The organism is Chryseobacterium aahli (assembly GCF_022699665.1).
Classification (GTDB): domain Bacteria; phylum Bacteroidota; class Bacteroidia; order Flavobacteriales; family Weeksellaceae; genus Chryseobacterium; species Chryseobacterium aahli.
This window is the reverse complement of record NZ_JALDNB010000010.1, coordinates 192,671-209,724: the sequence shown is the minus strand read 5'-3', so window position 1 is coordinate 209,724 and position 17,054 is coordinate 192,671. Positions and strand designations below refer to the sequence as shown.

Below are 17,054 nucleotides of genomic sequence, written 5' to 3'. Positions count from 1 at the left end.
CCGCCGAATCTCTCGGAAAAGCGAGTAGTGAAAGCGGGATTAAGCTCCATTTTAAAAAATAAATTCAATAATCTGATACCAAACCGCCGTTGTCAAAAAACCAAGAATAATACTGAACCCGATGGTGAGATTGGTGAGTTTAGTGTTGAGCCTGAACTGTTCTGCAATAATACTTGAAGTTATAACCGTCGGCATTGCTGATTCAAAAATGGTGATTTTGGCAATATCTCCAGTAATTCCGAATAAAAATACCAATCCAAGACTGATTGCAGGAGCCAGAATTAACTTGTAAAACATCGACGCTGACATCTGAGGAATCAATTTTTTCCAGCCGTTGAATTTTAATTGTAATCCGACAGAAAATAGGGCGAGTGGACTTAAAGTCGCTGCCAATTTATCGAAAAGCGGTTCTGCAAAAGTAAAATCGATGAATGGCGACAAAACTAATGCAGCAATACAACCCACGAGCGGTGGAAAGGTGACCAGTCTTCTAAAAATAAATTTCGCACTCACTTCGCCTGATTTTCCGCCGCCTCTTATTGCTGTAATAATTCCCAGAGTTGAAAGTGAGAAAAACATCGTCTGGTCGCAAATGATGGCAATACTTAAAAGGCTTTCTCCGTAAAATGCACTAATCAACGGAAAACCAATGAAAGATGTATTGCTGTAACCGCTGACTAATTCTAATGTGCTTCGTGATCTTTCGGAATATCCTTTCGTTTTACAGTAAATCTTCATAAAAATGAAGGCAAAAACGGTGGTCAGAAATGTTGCGGCAATGGGAAAAAGCATTTCTAGAGACCATTGAACTTTCGGCAAATATTTGAAAGAAACTGCAGGTAAAGCGAGATAGAGAATCCATGTATTGATACCTTTGTGAGCATCGGGATGGATGGATTTTGTTTCTTTGAGGATCATTCCCGCAAGAATGCAAACGCCAATTAAAACAAAATTCACCATGATTCTAAAAAGTATTCTGCAAATTTAAGGATTCATCGTATCCCAAAGACTCATTGACTCGATTTTTTTCACAGCTTTTGAAAGCTTAATCCTTTTTGAAGTTTTAGGAAGAAGATCGAAAAAGTTATCACTAAAATGCGTGTCGCCCATTAAATAAACATCTTTCGCCAGAACACCGGTGGAAATTTCGATTTCTGTTGGTGAGATTTTTTTGATTTTGATGTTGGGTTTTGTGAGTTTTAAGTCTTTTGGTTTTGCGAAGAAATGAAGATTTTCTGCAATGATTTTTTTATTGATATTTTTTAAAATCAATTTTAAAAAGACTTCATTTTTATTGGAATATTTAATTAAGTTTTTAATTTCTATATGATCAATCTTTGCAATTCCATCCAATGTTTTCCCATTCTGAACCGTAGTTAAATCATTTAAAATTTTTCCGTTAAAATCAATAACCTGAATTTCTACTTTTATATCTTCAAACTTTTTTAAATCATCATTAATGGCATAAAAGTTCAAAAAACCGTCGATTTCTTCCGTTAAAATTACTTGGTTTTCAAAACTTCTTTTCACCTGATAATGCAAAGCCTTCCAATTACCCAGATAATCAATCGATGACCAAGAAATTACAGGCCAGCAATCATTCAACTGCCAATACAGCGTTCCCATATTGTAAGGTTTTGCACGGCGATGGGCTTCAATGGCAATCTGCATTCCACGTGCCTGAAGCAGTTGGGAAACATAATTGTATTTCACAAAATCCTTTGGAACCACATAATCCCGCTTCATATATTCGTTGATAATATGAAAACCTCTTGCATTTTTTTCATGCGCTTTGATGGTTGGATTTTCTAAACTTAATTCAGGTTGTCCTGAAAACATTGATTTTACTGTTTCTAAACTTGGCATTCCCTGAAAACCATATTCAGAGGCAAATCTTGGAACTTTTTCGTTATAAATTTCAAACGGAAATTCGCCCCACCAAACACCCCAATAATGAGAATCACCTTCGGTTAAACTTTCCTTATGTCCCCAACCAATCGACGGCGAAGTCGGCCAATAGATGTTTTTTTCTGAAGTTAAATTTTCTTTCAAAGCATTCGGAATGACTTCATGGAAAACCTTTTTGTAATCTTTCCAGACCTGAAGAGAGTCTTCTTTTGAATATTTGAACTGTTTCTGATATCCCCAGTTGACAATGGCTTCATCAATTTCGTTATTTCCACACCACAAAGCAATCGACGGATGATTTTGAAGTCGGTTGACCTGATCTTTGACTTCTTCTTTTACGTTATTTAAAAAATCTTCGTCTGACGGATAAAAACTCCCGGCAAACATAAAATCCTGCCACACGAGAATCCCGTTTTCATCGCAAGCCTTGTAGAATTCGTCATCTTCGTAAATTCCGCCACCCCAAACACGAATCATGTTCATGTTGGCATCTTTGCAATCTTTGATGAGTTTCTGATATTTTTCTTTCGTAATTCTTGGTGTAAAACTGTCGGAGGGAATCCAATTTGTACCTTTAGCATACATTGGATTTCCATTGACTTTAAAATAGAAAGTTTTTCCTTTTTCGTCCTTTTCCTGAATTAATTCGATGGTTCTGAGACCAATTGTCTCATCTTTTTCATCAATAATTTGAGCATCCTTTTTCAGTGAAAATTTTAATACATAAGTCATTGCTTTTCCCCATCCGTTCGGTTGCCAAAAATGTGGATTTTCAATTTTAAATGGAACTGAAATCTTGTTTAAACCTTTTTTCAGAACAATATCATAATTTGTTTTATCTGTTTTAAAACTATACTTGCCTTCTTTTTCTGCAATAATTTCTGCGTGAATAATTAAATCAGCTTTTTGCTTTGTTAAAGATTTCTGCTCTATTTTTACATTCTCAAGTTTCGCATGATTCCAAAAATTCAGTTTGACATCTTTCCAGATTCCGGCAGTAACCAATCTTGGTCCCCAATCCCAACCAAACTGATATTGCGCTTTTCTGACAAAACTTCTGGGAGATTCCGGCATTGTAAACGGAATTTTTTTAGCTAAATCTTTTCCGACATTGACAGAAGATTTGAATTTGATCCGTAAAGTATTGTTTCCAATTTTCAAATTTTGTTTAACCGCAATTTTCCATGTTCGGAACATGTTATCTGTTTTCTGCAGTAGTTTTCCGTTTAAATAAATTTCAGAAAACGTATCCAATCCGTGAAAAACCAACTCAGCATTTTGATTTTCTAATTCTTTAGCTGAAACTTTGAAAACTGTCTGATAATCCCAATCTTCATTTTCAACCCACTGTACTTTTTTCTCGTTCTCATCTTTGTACGGATCAGGAATGAGTTGATGATCCATCAAATCCAAATGAACCGTCCCCGGCATGGTGGCCGTGAGCCAATTATTTTCTTTTGCATTTTTAAATTGCCATTTTTCTGAGGATAAATTTCGCTCTGAAAATTGGGCGTTAACAAATATTTGAATGAAAAATAAAGCAAAAAGTATAGTTTTGTTCATTTATAGTTTATTTACAATTCTGTGTATTCCGTCTTTGATTAAAGGTGTATTAAAGTTAATGAGAAGTCCGAGTTTGATGTTTGTTAATTTTAAATAAGTCAAAATCTGCGAATAGGAAATGGGATTAATTTCTAATACAGATTTAACTTCTATAATCACCTTATCTTCTACAATCAAATCAATTCTGTAAGCATTATCAATTATCTCACTTTTATATTTTAGGGAAAGTACCACCTGACTTTTGACCTCAAAACCAAGTTCTCTTAACTCGTAAGCTAAAGCAACTTCATAAGCGCTTTCAAGCAAACCAACTCCCAAAGTTTTATGCACTTCCAGTGCAGCACCAATAATTTTATAGGATAATTCGTTTTCTGTCATTTGTGTTTGTGTTTGTTTAACTTTTATCTAGTACTTTATTAACGCAAAGATTATTTTTCTTTATGAAGATTTAAGAAGCAAAGAGTAGCAACCAAGTTGCTTAAGCTTGAAAATATATGTGCTCTATAAAACTTTCATAGATTAATTCTTTTCTTAAATTCAAAAATTATTTTTAACCGTAAATTTATTCTCAAGCTTAGACGGCTTGTCCGTCATTCTTTGCTACTTTAAGTATGTGACATTAAAAATAAAACTTTGCGTTAAAAAATTTCATTTAATATCTCTCAATAAAATTTCACAAATTAACCTTCAATTTTTTAATCTCTTCAGCATTTGCAAATGATTCATAAGACAACACTGCAGAAGAATGAAAATATTTCCCATTCGTTACATTTTTCAACTCTGAAATATTATTGGAACGAACTCCACCACCAATTAATATTTTAATGTCATCACCACAATTTTCTATAAGCTTTTTTAAATTTTCTTTCCCTTCCATCGCAGAATTTTCTCCGCCTGAAGTGAGAATTTCCTTGAAACCTAACTCGACCAACTTTCCTGCAGATTCAAAAATATTTTTGGTTCGGTCGATAGCTCTGTGAAAAACGCATGGTCTACCATTGGTTAAATCAACTAACAATCTGTTTTTTTCATAATCAATTTCCTGATTTTCATCTAAAATTCCGAAAACAAATCCATCAGCTTTAGCTTTTGAAAATTCAATAATATCTTTCTGCATCTGCAAAAATTCTGAATCGGTGTACATAAAACCTCCACCGACAGGACGAATCATCACATGAATCGGTTTGGAATATTTTTCTTTTAAATATCTCAATTCTTCAAGGTCGGGTGTAATTCCTCCTGAATTAATGTCAGCACAGAATTCAATTCGGTCGGCAACAGAATTCAAAGCTATTTCAGCGGATGTGATATCGAATGTGGCTATTTCTAAGAACATTTTTTTTAGTTTATTATTTAATTGAAAAGATAGTATTCAAAAATGAAACATTAAGCCGATTCAGATTGTAAGATTTTTAAGGCTCAGATAAATCTGAGTTCAGCAGCCTGCTTAATAAATATCTTTAGATATTTTACCTTAACCAAACTTACAAACTAAAATATCTTAATGGTTTAAAAATTTAAATCTCACTTTTGATTATTTTTTTCATTAGTATTTGATGATGATTAATAATTTAATTTTACTTCAAAGCAAATTCAGGTTTCTCCAGACGGTTTCCTTTTTGGTCATAAACCGCAAAATTAAATCCGTCCTGAATACAGTACGAGCCATATTCTCCTTTTTTATTGATGGCAATAAAGCCAACCTGAATGTCTTTCAGATTTTTCTTTCTTCGCTCAGTAATTTTCACGATTCTTTCAACCGCTTCTTTACAGGCTTGCTGAGGATTTCTACCTTGCCGCATCAGTTCCACAACGAGATGAGTTCCTACCGTTCTGATGACTTCTTCGCCATGCCCAGTCGCCGTCGCCGCACCCACTTCATTATCAACAAACAAACCTGCACCAATAATTGGAGAATCGCCTACTCTGCCGTGCATTTTGAACGCCATTCCACTGGTTGTACACGCTCCCGAAAGATTTCCCTGAGCATCGAGCGCAATCATACCAATCGTGTCGTGATTTTCTATGTTGACGAGCGGTTTATATTTGCTGTCTTTCAGCCATTCTTTCCACTCTTTTTCGGATTCTGGTGTGAGGATATTTTCTTTTTTAAAGCCTTGGGAAATAGCAAACTGAAACGCTCCGTCACCAACCAACATCACATGAGGTGTTTTCTCCATCACCATTCTGGCTACGGAAATTGGATTTTTAATATTTTCTAAACAGGCAACCGAACCGATGTTGTAATTTTCATCCATGATACAAGCGTCCAGTGTCACTCTTCCGTCTCTATCGGGGCGACCGCCGTAGCCTACACTTCTTTCATTGGGATCATTTTCAACTAGCCGAACGCCTTTTTCTACCGCGTCTAGTGCTCTTCCGCCTCTTCCTAAAATCGTCCAAGCTTCCTCGTTGGCTTTTAAACCAAAATCCCAAGTCGAAAGCACTATCGGTTTATTCACAAAAATATTTTCGTTTTTGGAAACTTCTTTAGCAATCAAATCCAACGGATTCAACAACAATGCGGATGATAATATTCCTGTGGTTTTTAAAAATTTTCTTCGTGAGTTCATATTTTTAAGTTGAGGCTTAGGTTAAGGTTGACTTGTTTAAAATTTTAGAAACTTTAAGTACTAAATTTTATTTAATTATTGTGCTCCGATTTCATCTACAAAAAGCCACGCTTTTGAGTCTGCACCCGGATTTCCTGCGGGAATAATTCCTGCATTTTCTATTTTAATTTTAATAAATTTTACATTTTGATTTCCGACTTTAAGAATAATTTTTCCTTTTGCTGAAAGAATATCCTCTTTTCCTATTTCTTTGATGGTTTTAAAATTTTTTCCGTCATCAGAAATTGAAACTGTTGCTGATTTCGCCAGATGAATCCAGCTTCCTTTATTGTCTAATGTATTAAAATAAACTTCTGAAAAATTAGTTTTTTCGCCTAAATCAATGGTTGCGACAACATCTTTTCCCTGAAAACCCAGCCACGTTTTCCCCAACTGCTTTACGTTTCCAATAATTCCGTCAACCAGCGTAAATGCACCGCCAAAAGAATAGTTTTCGCTTGGCTGGTTTTCTAAAGCGATTTTTTTACCTGTCGTTTTTGAGGTGGTAAAATTTTGAGAAGAAACCGCCGATTTCAATTCTCCATTTTCAAAATAAGCAGATTTTACCGTCATCGCTTTTGAAACAGGAATTGCATTCTGATAAATTGCAGAACTTGATTTTGGCTCGCTTCCGTCAATCGTGTATTTAATTCCGTTGGGATTTTGAGAAGTTAAAAGTTCGTAAGAAACACCAGTGTTATTAGGAATTACCTTTCCTGAAATATTGTAGATACTTTTCGCATAGTTGATGTTCATTTTATCTAAAATCTTAAAATGCTCCACCACTCTGTTTTCAAATTCTTTGTATTTTTCAGGGTTTGAAGTTCCCCAACCGACCTCAGACAGAGCAAATAATCTTGGGAAGATCATGTATTGAACTTGTTTGAAATCCAGAATATATTCCGTCCATAAATTCGCCTGAACTCCCAAAATAAATTTTGACTGCTCTGCGTTCAATTCAGCTGGAATAGGATCATACGAATAGACTTTATTCAAAGGTGTGAAACCTCCAAACGCATTCGGTTCGGTCTGCGGATCGCCCTGATAATGGTCAAAATAACAATATGCTCCTGGCGTCATTACGGCAAAATGATTGGTTTTTGCAGCTTCAATTCCACCTTTAATACCTGTCCAGCTCATCACTGCGGCATTGGGAGCCAATCCACCTTCCAAAATCTCGTCCCAGCCGATGATTTTTCGACCTTTTGAGTTGACATACTTTTCAATTCTCTGAATGAAATAACTTTGTAAACCGTGCTCGTCTTTTAGATTGTGTTTTTTAATTAATTCCTGACAGTGCGCACATTTTTTCCATCTTGTTTTCGGGCATTCGTCGCCACCGATATGAATATATTGCGAAGGAAAAAGTGCAATGACCTCATCCAAAACATTTTCTAAAAAGGTAAACGTTTCCTCTTTCGGACAGAAAACATCATCAAAAACACCCCATTTTGTCGCCGCTTCAAATAGTCCTTGTGTACACGCCAATTGAGGATAAGCAGAAAGTGCAGCCAAAGCATGACCGGGCATTTCAATCTCCGGAACGACCGTGATGTGTCTATCCTGAGCGTATTTTACAACATCTTTGATTTGTTCTTGGGTATAAAAATATGGCCCGTAAGGTTTTCCGTCAAATGTATCATCAACGTAAGCACCAATCATGGATTCTTTACGTTTTGAACCAATTTGTGTAAGTTTCGGATATTTTTTAATCTCAATTCTCCAGCCTTGATCGTCGGTTAAATGCCAATGAAAAGTATTGAGTTTGTACATTGCCAGATAATCGATGTATTGTTTTACTTCTTCGACAGTGAAGAAATGGCGGCAAACGTCTAAATGCATTCCTCGCCATGCGAATTTTGGAGAATCATTTATCTTTAAATTTGGAATTTCCTTTTTATTTGAAAACTGATTAATTAATTGAATCAAAGTTTGAAACGCATAGAACTTTCCTTTTTTACTTGAATATTTAATTAAAATCTTCTTATCGCTGATTTCTAAAAAATATCCATCATCTTTAATTTCTGAAGAATTTACCTTTTCTAATTCTACAAAACTATATTTTGGTACTCCATGATTTGAAACTAAGAAGTGAGTCGCATCAGTTTTTAAAAATGTATTAAAAATCTTAACTTCAAACTGAAGAGAATCATTTTTTGCCTCCCGAACAAGAATTTTTTCAGGAATTACACTTGCTCCTTTATTAATTTTTAAATTTTGCGGATAAGGAATTAAATTTAATTTATTCTGAGAGAAAAAACACGTTGAAATGAGTAAAGAAAAGACCAAAAGAATACGCAGCATCTTGTTGAGTTTAGATTTTAGCGAATATAATTATTTTCTGAAAAATTCAGTCTATGATTTAACTAATTAAGCTACGAAACATCTAATTTTGTATAAAAATAAACGATGAAAAAAACTTTTCTCTTAGCAGCCGGATTATTATTCTCGGTTTCTGCACAAGCACAAATTTTAGATATCATTAAATCTACTGTTAAAAACCAGACTGGTATAGATCTAAGCAATCCCAAAACGACACCAGCAACTTCTACAACAAGTACACAAACTCCAACCAAAAACAGTTCTTCAGTTAATTTAGGAAGTCTTACTTCAACCCAAATTTCATCAGGTTTAAAGGAAGCTTTAAATTTAGGCGTAACTGAAGGTGTGAAAAAACTGGGCGTAACCGATGGTTTCCTGAAAAATGAAGCCGTGAAAATTTTAATGCCTGAAAAATTAAGAGTAATCGACACCAAACTCCGCGCTTTCGGGTTGGGAAGCTTAGCAGATCAGGGTGTGAAATTATTGAACAGAGCAGCTGAAGATGCTGTTACTGAATCTGCTCCGATTTTCACAAAAGCCATCACTTCAATGACGATTACCGATGCCAAAAACATTTTATTGGGAGGTGATAATTCTGCGACAAACTATTTACAAAGTAAAACTCAATCACAATTGTTCACTGCTTTTCAGCCAAAAGTGAAGGCTTCATTAGGGAAAGTTGGTGCTGATAAGGTTTGGAACAATTTAATTTCAAAATACAATACCTTGACTGGAAATGCTGTTTCAACAGATTTAAATGAATACGTTACCAACGAAACGATTAATGGAGTTTTTAAAATGGTTGCTGAAAAAGAAAGCGGTATCAGAAATAATTCTGTGATGAGAACGACGAGTATTTTGCAAAAGGTTTTTGGGGCGCAGGATGGCAGGTAAACTTCTTTTTATAAAATGAATTCAAGATTAGTTAATTTTTCTTTTGTCTTGAAACAAAAGAAACAAAAATTCAAGACTTGGAAACTTCCGCTAAAAATTAAAATTGAATCCTAAAATTTCCAAAACTTGCGCGAATTGTTATTTTGTTACTAGTGTCAGAAGTTGTCTCGCGCTTCGAACAGTGGAAATTTCTTAACGGATTCAATTTTCTTAACGCTCTATGTTTCCTAGGTCGACTTAAGTACTATATATATTTTTAACAAAAAACCTTGTCGATGACAAGGTCGTTTTATTTAGAATTGCATTTCAGGAATTTCTCCTTCGATGATTAAATCTGCTTCTGTTGATTTGATGATGTGTTCTACAGAAACTCCGGGAGCTCTTTCAACCAATTTGAATCCGGCTGGAGTTACATCTAAAACAGCCAATTCAGTTACTACTTTTTTCACGCAGTTGATTCCGGTTAAAGGAAGTGTACATTTTTTCAGAATTTTGCTTTCTCCCGCTTTGTTGATGTGCATCATCGCAACGATAATATTTTCTGCAGAAGCCACCAGATCCATTGCACCACCCATTCCTTTCACCATTTTTCCAGGGATTTTCCAGTTGGCAATGTCTCCGTTTTCTGAAACTTCCATTGCGCCAAGGATGGTTAAATCTACTTTCTGACTTCTGATCATCCCAAAACTAAAAGCAGAATCGAAAAATGAACCACCTTCTAAAATCGTGATCGTTTGTTTTCCGGCGTTGATGACATCTGCATCTTCTTCGCCCTCAAAAGGAAATGGCCCCATTCCTAAAACTCCATTTTCACTTTGAAATTCTACCGAAAGATTGTCTGGAACGTAATTGGCCACCAATGTTGGGATTCCGATTCCTAAGTTTACGTAATATCCGTCTTTCACTTCTTTTGAAATACGTTTTGCTATATCTTCTTTACTTAACATTTTTTTTAATTTGATTTTTTTAACGCAAAGAGCACAAAGTTTTTTTTAAGATTGACACTGCTTTTAAGTTCGCAAAGGAGTTTCACTCAGCAAAGTCATATAAATTTTTATTACTCAATTGCTTAAATAATAATTCTTAATTATCTTTCTTTCTGACAGTTCGCTGCTCGATTCTTTTTTCAAATTTTTCTCCTTGGAAAATTCTTTGAATCATAATTCCTGGAATATGAATCTGGTTGGGATCTAATTCTCCCGGAGCAACTAATTCTTCAACTTCAGCGATGGTGATTTTACCGGCACCCGCCATTGGATGGTTAAAATTTCTTGCTGACCCTTTAAAAATTAAATTTCCTGCGTGATCACCTTTCCAGGCTTTTACGATAGAATAATCTGCTTCGTAAGCGTGCTCCAAAATATGTGGTTTCCCTTTGAAATCTTTTACTTCTTTCCCTTCTGCGACTTCAGTTCCGAAACCTGCAGGTGTGTAGAAAGCAGGAATTCCAGCCTGAGCGGCACGACATTTTTCTGCTAAAGTTCCCTGTGGCGTCAATTCAACATCCAATTCACCTGAAAGCATTTGTCTTTCGAATTCTGCGTTTTCGCCAACGTATGAAGAAATCATTTTTTTGATCTGCTTTTTCTGCAACAATAATCCCAATCCGAAATCATCTACTCCTGCGTTGTTTGAAATACAGGTCAAATCTTTTACATCACTATCTACCAATGCATTGATTGAATTTTCCGGAATTCCGCAAAGACCGAATCCGCCAAGCATTAGTGTCATTCCGTCTTGGATTCCTTCAATAGCTTCAGCAGCATTTTTTACTCTTTTATCTATCATGAAATATTTGATTTTTTTCAGTTTTAAATTTAAACATTTTTATGACACCTTCAGTATTTCAAATAAATTTTGAGAAAGATTTAAATAGAATTTCATTTTCAGTATTATTTAAAAACAAAAAAGCGGAAACAAGTTCCGCTCTTTATCAATCAGTTGTGAATAGGTTTATTCAATAATTAATTTTAAAGTAAATAATTTTCTGGTATGTACTTTTACAAAATAAACGCCTTTTGGAAGGTTTTCGTTGACTAAAGAAAAACGCTGATTTTGTACGTTTTCAGATTTGTATAACAGTTGACCTGTCGCTGAAATTAATTCAATTTTCTCAATAGGATAATCACTTTTGATAAAAGTCGGCTGTCCTGGTTTTGTTGGATTTGGATATAAAACTACATTTTTTTCAGTCTTATTTTTCGTTTCTTCAGTTCCCAAGGTTGCTGAAGTTACCTGAAACTGTACTCTGTTGGAAACTTCAGTATAAGAATCATTGGTAAACATCACCATGTAATAATTACCTGCTGTGGTTGGTACTCCATTTACATTTCCGGTAATGGTTTTTGTCCCTTGAGTAATTCCATCAAAATAAGTGTATGAAACAAAATTATCATCCGGAACAGAAATATTTTGAGGATAAATTCCTAACCAATCTTTGATGATACCCGGAGAATCCGTCCATGAAGCAGAAATATTTTCACCCAATGTATAAACAGGTTTATTGATCCAAAGGTCTGTCACAATATCTCCTACTTTAAAGAAAACCTTCTCTCCTACTGTGGTGTAGCCATCTTCTAGAAAGTACTGCGCATAATAATATCCTTTTGGAAGACCTGTAAAATTAAGAGTTCCTGAAGCGGTCGTTACATAACTCCATTTCGTTGCCGGAGTTGGCCCTGGAACATGACCCATTTTATAAATTCCGATCCAGTCTTTTACTAAATTTGGACCATTTGAAAAATTAACGACAACTGTTCCTCCAACAGGATATGCATCTGCAGTTGTTTGAAGCACAGCTTTTGGTCCTACATAAAAACTTTTTCTAGGTGCAATTTCTGTATAACCGTTATTGGCAAAAAATCCTGCAAAGTACTGTCCTTTTGTTGCCAAACCATTCGGGAAGTTTGCAATTCCTGAAGTCTGTCCGTTAGTATAAATATAACCCTGTGAAGTTACTGATGCTGGGTTTTGTCCTTTCTTATAAATAGCGACCCAGTCCTGCTGATTTCCTGGTCCGTCGTTGTAAGTCGCTGCAATCGCTTCATTTTGCAGGTATTCTGTTTTATTTAAAGTAAAAGTAGGGTTAGAAACTACACTTCCTGTCACTTCAAACTGCTTTACATCACTCCAATCACTCCACTCCATGTTTCTGTCTCTGTAACGGGTTTTCACATAATAAACTCCGTTGGTGATAGAGTTTGCTGCGAAAGTTACTTTGGTAATATCAACACCTGCATTCAGGTTTTTGGTAAGATCCGGATTTCCGTTTCCATCTTTCCCGAACCAGTTTTCGTAATCTCTGTAGAATTCTTTTTCAATCACTGAAAAGTCAGCTACTTTACTTACTAAAAACTGAGTCGTATTTAAAAGTTCGTTTGCAGGTGAAGAGAAAGTACTTCCATTTAATGTTAAAGGCAAAGTTATTGGAGCTGTAAAAATGTTTGTAATTGACGGCTTCAAAGGTTTAGGTTTATTTTTATACCTGTGAAATGAGTCAATCAGCACATTGTCTTTTTGAGTATAAATTCCTCCGATAGAATAACTTTCGATATCTACTTTTCCGTTGGTGACATCCACTTCGATGATTTGGTACGTCCAGTCCGTTAATGTTTTCTGTACGTCGTCAAAATCTTGTTCGGTAGACATTCCCCAATATTGATCCCAAGCCGTTCCACCTGAAATAATCTGATAATTTGGAGTGTTTTTTAACTGTCCTCTGTGATAAAGGTGATGGTGAGCTCCTACATGCATCAAATATTTGTCTGATCCTGCCAAAAGCGGAACTGCATTGTTTCTTACCCATGTAGAAATATCACCTACATATTGCTCTGCCTGATAAGGTCTGTGGCTTAATGAAATAATCCAGTCAACTGTAGAATCGTTGTTTGCTTCGTTTAAAATCTGCTGAAGCCAAGTTTGCTGCGCTGAACCTGTATGCTCTGAACTTAAACTGATAAACAAAACATTTCCTGCTTGTTGCGCGTAATAATTTTCGTTGCCTGATGAGATATTTTTATATTTAATTTCATCAATATTAAAATGTGCGTAGTAAGAATTCATTCCCAAAGTACCATACGTCTCGTGGTTTCCAACGGTTGTCAGTATCGGAAGGTAGGGTGATAATTTTCTGTTCTTTTTAAAGTGAACATTCTCATAATGATCAAGAGTCCCGACATCTACCTGATCTCCGACCATAAATGTCAACGCAATATTATCTGAAGGATCTGATGTAAGCCCGAACTTTTCTTTAAGCTTTTTGTAAGCTTTGTAATTTAACGAATCATATCGAGGCTCTGCCTTGATCTGGTTGTCTCCCATAATCAAAAACCTTATTTTTCCATCAAGTGTTACAGGCTGCCCGGGAAGAGGAAGTGTTCTGAAGTTATACACTGCAGATTCGCTGGTTCCCGTTTTTATTTTGTAATAATACTTGGTGTTAGGTTGTAAATTGGTAATTTTTGCCGTGTGATAATAGTAATTGTTATTGTAGCCTGTATCAGAAAAAATATTGGTAGTTCCTGTTACAGTCACATTAAGGTTCGTTGGAGAATTTCCGTAAAGAACGGTTGTTTCATTGTCTGAGCTTGTCTTCCAGTTGACAATCATAGAATTGTGAGCAGGATTTTGCAGGTAAGGATACAAAGCCTGAGCGTACGAAAGCTGGACGACGAAAAAAAAGAATAATAGATAATGCCTCATGGTAATTTCAGTTGAGTTTATTTGTTAAATGATGGTGTAATTTTACAACCCGGCAAATATAAATTTCACTTGTAAACTCAAAATGACTTTAATGATAAGCAACTATTAATTTTTTCTCTGAAAAAAGTTTAAAAAACACAATTTAGTATCACAAAATTGTTTGGCATATTCAAAAAGTATTTCATATATTTGCAACCTGTTATTCAACCTCTGACGAAGTCCGTGAAAGTTGCTTAGCGTAACACATTTTATTTTATTAATAATGGATTTATTAAAGTACGTACAAGACAAGTACATTACAAAAAAAGAATTCCCTGAATTCAAAGCAGGAGACACAATCACTGTGTATTACGAGATTAAGGAAGGTCAAAAAACAAGAACTCAGTTCTTCAAAGGAACTGTAATCCAATTAAGAGGAACAGGTTCTACAAAGACTTTTACAATCAGAAAAATGAGTGGTGATGTAGGTGTAGAGAGAGTTTTCCCTATCAACATGCCAGCTCTTCAAAAAATCGAAGTTGACAGAAGAGGTAAAGTTAGAAGATCTAGAATTTACTACTTCAGAGACCTTAGAGGTAAAAAAGCGAGAATTAAAGACGCTGCTTACAAGAAGAAATAATTCAGACAACAACACATACGAAGAGAGGATTTATCAATTGATAAATCCTCTCTTTATTTTGATATATGTTCTTTTGTCTTGAAACAAAAGAACCAAAAGTTCAAGACTGGAAACTCCGGCTAAAAATTGCAATTAAATCCTAAAATTCCCAAAACTTGCGCGAAATCAGGACTAGTTCTTCAGCTCAGAATTTATGTCGCGCTTCAAACAGAGGGAATTTTTTAACGGATTAAATTTCAATTTTCTTAACGCCTCCATTTCCTAAGTCAATCAAAACAACTTTAGTTCTACTTAACGAAGTCATAAAGAGCCTTCCAGAATTTGTCGTACACTTCGATGTGTGGAAGGTGACCGACATTTTCAAGCTCTACTAATTTTGATCCGGCAATTTGCTGTTGTGTTTTCTTTCCTAGTTCTTGATATTGTCCCATGGTAGGCTGAATTTCTTTGGGTGCACTATCTTTTCCGATGGCTGTTCGGTCTCTTGTTCCGATAATTAATAATGTGGGCGTTTTGATATTTTTAAACTCATAAACAACTGGTTGATTGAAAATAATATCGCCCGTTAACGCATCATTCCAAGCGACTTGAGGATAATCTTTGTGCAACGTCCAGCCTGCAATGAGATCAAGCCAAGGTTGGTATTCTGCTTTCCATTTGTTGTCGTAATAGAATTTTAGCTGATAATTTTTGTAGCTTTCTGCGGTATTTTTTAATTCAGATTGATAGGCTTCATCAACGGTTTGATATCTTGCCAAAGCTTTATAATCTTCTAATCCGATTGGATTTTCGAGAATTAATTTTTCTACGTTTTCGGGATACATTAAAGTGAATCTTGTGGCAACCATTCCACCCATTGAATGACCGAGAACAATAATTTTATCGATTTTTAAATCATCTAAAATAGCTTTAGTATTGCTTGCTAACTGTGCAAATGAAAACTGATAACTTTGAGGCTTGGAAGATTTCCCAAAGCCAATCTGATCCGGAATAATCACTCTGAAACCTTTATCTGATAGATCTTTTGCCGTTTTTTCCCAATAAGCTCCGTTAAAATTCTTCCCGTGAAGAAGCATGATGGTTTTTCCGTTGGATTTTTTAGGCTTCACATCCATGTAGGCCATTTTCAGATTTTGTTTTTGAGAATTTAAATCTTTAAAATGAACTTCGAAAGGATATTGGTAGTTTGAGAGTGTCGCATCTAAAGGTTTTCCCTGAGAAAACACAGAAACCGATGCTAATGAAAACAACATAATGACTGCAGCATTTTTAAAATTTTTCATTAAATTTAATTTAGATATAAATTTAAAAAAACCGCTTCAAAAGAAACGGTTTTTGGTGTTATTTATAATTTAATTATCAATTTTAAGAAAGTTGTTCTGCAAGTTTTTCTTTTTTTGAAGGCAGATTCATCAAAACAATTGCGAAAAGAATTAAAACAATTCCAATCCACTGAATGAGGGTTACTTTTTCGCTTAATAAAACGAACGCCATCGTTACGGAAACCGGAAGTTCCAAAGATGAAATAATACTTCCCAATCCCAGACCTGTATTTGGAAAACCAAGATTAAATAAAATCGGTGGAATGATGGTTCCAAACAGCGCTAATATAAATCCATATTTGCAAAAAATAGAATAATCAAACGGTCGGATGTGCTGTGTATTTTCAGTGAAATTAAGGTAAAATGATTTTAAACCTTCAAAATGAAGAGGCCCAATTTGTGCAAAAAATAAAAACAAAAGGATAACAACCGAACCTCCCGAAAGCATAATGATACTTTTCCTAAGAACAGGTAAACCTGTCGCCAAAGTATTTGAAGTAAACATCGTCATCGTAAATGATGCTGCCGCCAATAATCCCCAAAAGATGCCATGCCAGTCAATTGTAACTTCAAGATTGATCAAATTTGTTGCTAAAACCGTCCCCAACAAAACAATACAAACCGAAATCACTTTTCTGAGTGTCGGTAATTTTTTAGTTAAAAAACTTTCTACTACAACGCTGAACCAAACAGACTGCATCAAGAGCACGATAGCAATCGAAACATTGATGTACTGCACTGACAAGTAGTAAAACAAGCTCGTGCACCCCAATGATGTGCCTGCCAGCATTAACATTTTAATCTCTTTTGAAGTCGGTGACGCTAAAGTTTTTTTAGAAGTAATGGTTTGAATGAAATTTAAAATCAATAAACCAACAAATCCCATGACAAACTGTGCGGTTGTCACTTCAGAGGTTGTAAAACCCTCTTTGTAAGACATCTTCACAAAAGTTGCCAACATCCCATAAATACTTGCACCAATCCCGACAAATAAAACTCCTTTTAAAATATTCTTCTTCTCCATATCCATTATTACAGCCGGCAAAGGTACGACATAAAAATTTGTTTGGAGAAGTTTCAATATTAAATAAAACCACCCCAGAAATTCTGAGG

General features: G+C 35.2%; 13 protein-coding genes. 2 read left to right on the top strand and 11 right to left on the bottom strand.

The window, feature by feature from the left end; all coding sequences use genetic code 11:
- Nucleotides 1-51: 51 nt before the first annotated feature.
- The 6 genes from MQX03_RS16060 to MQX03_RS16035 form a co-directional block, all read right to left on the bottom strand.
- The gene (locus tag MQX03_RS16060) at nucleotides 52-960 is read right to left on the bottom strand and encodes an AEC family transporter (protein WP_262916945.1); all 909 of its coding nucleotides are present in this window, start codon (nucleotides 958-960) and stop codon (nucleotides 52-54) included.
- Nucleotides 961-984: 24 nt separating this feature from the next.
- Nucleotides 985-3,471, bottom strand: a complete 2,487-nt coding sequence (locus tag MQX03_RS16055; RefSeq protein WP_242804257.1) for a beta-mannosidase — start codon at nucleotides 3,469-3,471, stop codon at nucleotides 985-987.
- On the bottom strand, nucleotides 3,472-3,849 hold the full coding sequence (locus MQX03_RS16050) for a GxxExxY protein (RefSeq protein ID WP_242804255.1): 378 nt from the start codon (nucleotides 3,847-3,849) through the stop codon (nucleotides 3,472-3,474).
- A 295-nt stretch (nucleotides 3,850-4,144) separates the two neighbouring features.
- Complete coding sequence (locus tag MQX03_RS16045) at nucleotides 4,145-4,807, bottom strand: copper homeostasis protein CutC (protein WP_242804254.1); 663 nt, start codon at nucleotides 4,805-4,807, stop codon at nucleotides 4,145-4,147.
- Nucleotides 4,808-5,048: 241 nt separating this feature from the next.
- Nucleotides 5,049-6,044 (bottom strand): isoaspartyl peptidase/L-asparaginase family protein, encoded by a 996-nt coding sequence (locus tag MQX03_RS16040; protein WP_242804253.1) that lies wholly within the window; start codon nucleotides 6,042-6,044, stop codon nucleotides 5,049-5,051.
- A 75-nt stretch (nucleotides 6,045-6,119) separates the two neighbouring features.
- A complete protein-coding gene (locus MQX03_RS16035; RefSeq protein ID WP_242804252.1) occupies nucleotides 6,120-8,387 on the bottom strand; it encodes a glycoside hydrolase family 20 protein in 2,268 nt (755 codons plus the stop codon).
- Between the two features lie 105 nt (nucleotides 8,388-8,492).
- On the opposite strand from MQX03_RS16035, the gene MQX03_RS16030 reads away from it, so the two are divergent.
- Entirely contained in the window at nucleotides 8,493-9,299 is an 807-nt protein-coding gene (locus MQX03_RS16030; RefSeq protein ID WP_242804251.1) for a DUF4197 domain-containing protein, read from the top strand.
- Nucleotides 9,300-9,592: 293 nt separating this feature from the next.
- Here the strand turns inward: MQX03_RS16030 and MQX03_RS16025 are convergent, their stop codons facing one another.
- The 3 genes from MQX03_RS16025 to MQX03_RS16015 all read right to left on the bottom strand — a co-directional run bounded on the left by MQX03_RS16025 (nucleotide 9,593) and on the right by MQX03_RS16015 (nucleotide 14,000).
- The gene (locus MQX03_RS16025) at nucleotides 9,593-10,246 is read right to left on the bottom strand and encodes a CoA transferase subunit B (RefSeq protein ID WP_242804250.1); all 654 of its coding nucleotides are present in this window, start codon (nucleotides 10,244-10,246) and stop codon (nucleotides 9,593-9,595) included.
- 136 nt (nucleotides 10,247-10,382) lie between these two features.
- Nucleotides 10,383-11,087, bottom strand: a complete 705-nt coding sequence (locus tag MQX03_RS16020) for a CoA transferase subunit A (RefSeq protein WP_242804249.1) — start codon at nucleotides 11,085-11,087, stop codon at nucleotides 10,383-10,385.
- A 165-nt stretch (nucleotides 11,088-11,252) separates the two neighbouring features.
- A complete protein-coding gene (locus MQX03_RS16015) occupies nucleotides 11,253-14,000 on the bottom strand; it encodes a fibronectin type III domain-containing protein (protein ID WP_242804248.1) in 2,748 nt (915 codons plus the stop codon).
- Nucleotides 14,001-14,262: 262 nt separating this feature from the next.
- Here MQX03_RS16015 and rplS point away from each other — a divergent pair, with 262 nt between their 5' ends.
- Nucleotides 14,263-14,619: a 50S ribosomal protein L19 gene (gene rplS, locus MQX03_RS16010; protein ID WP_007846341.1), complete on the top strand. Its 357-nt coding sequence runs from the start codon at nucleotides 14,263-14,265 to the stop codon at nucleotides 14,617-14,619.
- A 287-nt stretch (nucleotides 14,620-14,906) separates the two neighbouring features.
- Here rplS and MQX03_RS16005 read toward each other — a convergent pair whose 3' ends face one another.
- Entirely contained in the window at nucleotides 14,907-15,902 is a 996-nt protein-coding gene (locus MQX03_RS16005) for an alpha/beta fold hydrolase (RefSeq protein ID WP_242804247.1), read from the bottom strand.
- Between the two features lie 82 nt (nucleotides 15,903-15,984).
- Nucleotides 15,985-16,965, bottom strand: coding sequence for an EamA family transporter (locus MQX03_RS16000; protein ID WP_242804246.1), 981 nt, complete (start codon nucleotides 16,963-16,965; stop codon nucleotides 15,985-15,987).
- Nucleotides 16,966-17,054: the final 89 nt, after the last annotated feature.

Excerpts from the sequence above, each read along its gene's own strand:
- MQX03_RS16020 (WP_242804249.1), bottom strand. The coding sequence starts at position 11,087 with ATGATAGATAAAAGAGTAAAAAATGCTGCTGAAGCTATTGAAGGAATC.
- MQX03_RS16005 (WP_242804247.1), bottom strand. The coding sequence starts at position 15,902 with ATGAAAAATTTTAAAAATGCTGCAGTCATTATGTTGTTTTCATTAGCA.
- MQX03_RS16030 (WP_242804251.1), top strand. The coding sequence starts at position 8,493 with ATGAAAAAAACTTTTCTCTTAGCAGCCGGATTATTATTCTCGGTTTCT.
- rplS (WP_007846341.1), top strand. The coding sequence starts at position 14,263 with ATGGATTTATTAAAGTACGTACAAGACAAGTACATTACAAAAAAAGAA.
- MQX03_RS16015 (WP_242804248.1), bottom strand. The coding sequence starts at position 14,000 with ATGAGGCATTATCTATTATTCTTTTTTTTCGTCGTCCAGCTTTCGTAC.
- MQX03_RS16035 (WP_242804252.1), bottom strand. The coding sequence starts at position 8,387 with ATGCTGCGTATTCTTTTGGTCTTTTCTTTACTCATTTCAACGTGTTTT.
- MQX03_RS16060 (WP_262916945.1), bottom strand. The coding sequence starts at position 960 with ATGGTGAATTTTGTTTTAATTGGCGTTTGCATTCTTGCGGGAATGATC.
- MQX03_RS16000 (WP_242804246.1), bottom strand. The coding sequence starts at position 16,965 with ATGGAGAAGAAGAATATTTTAAAAGGAGTTTTATTTGTCGGGATTGGT.
- MQX03_RS16050 (WP_242804255.1), bottom strand. The coding sequence starts at position 3,849 with ATGACAGAAAACGAATTATCCTATAAAATTATTGGTGCTGCACTGGAA.
- MQX03_RS16025 (WP_242804250.1), bottom strand. The coding sequence starts at position 10,246 with ATGTTAAGTAAAGAAGATATAGCAAAACGTATTTCAAAAGAAGTGAAA.
- MQX03_RS16055 (WP_242804257.1), bottom strand. The coding sequence starts at position 3,471 with ATGAACAAAACTATACTTTTTGCTTTATTTTTCATTCAAATATTTGTT.
- MQX03_RS16040 (WP_242804253.1), bottom strand. The coding sequence starts at position 6,044 with ATGAACTCACGAAGAAAATTTTTAAAAACCACAGGAATATTATCATCC.
- MQX03_RS16045 (WP_242804254.1), bottom strand. The coding sequence starts at position 4,807 with ATGTTCTTAGAAATAGCCACATTCGATATCACATCCGCTGAAATAGCT.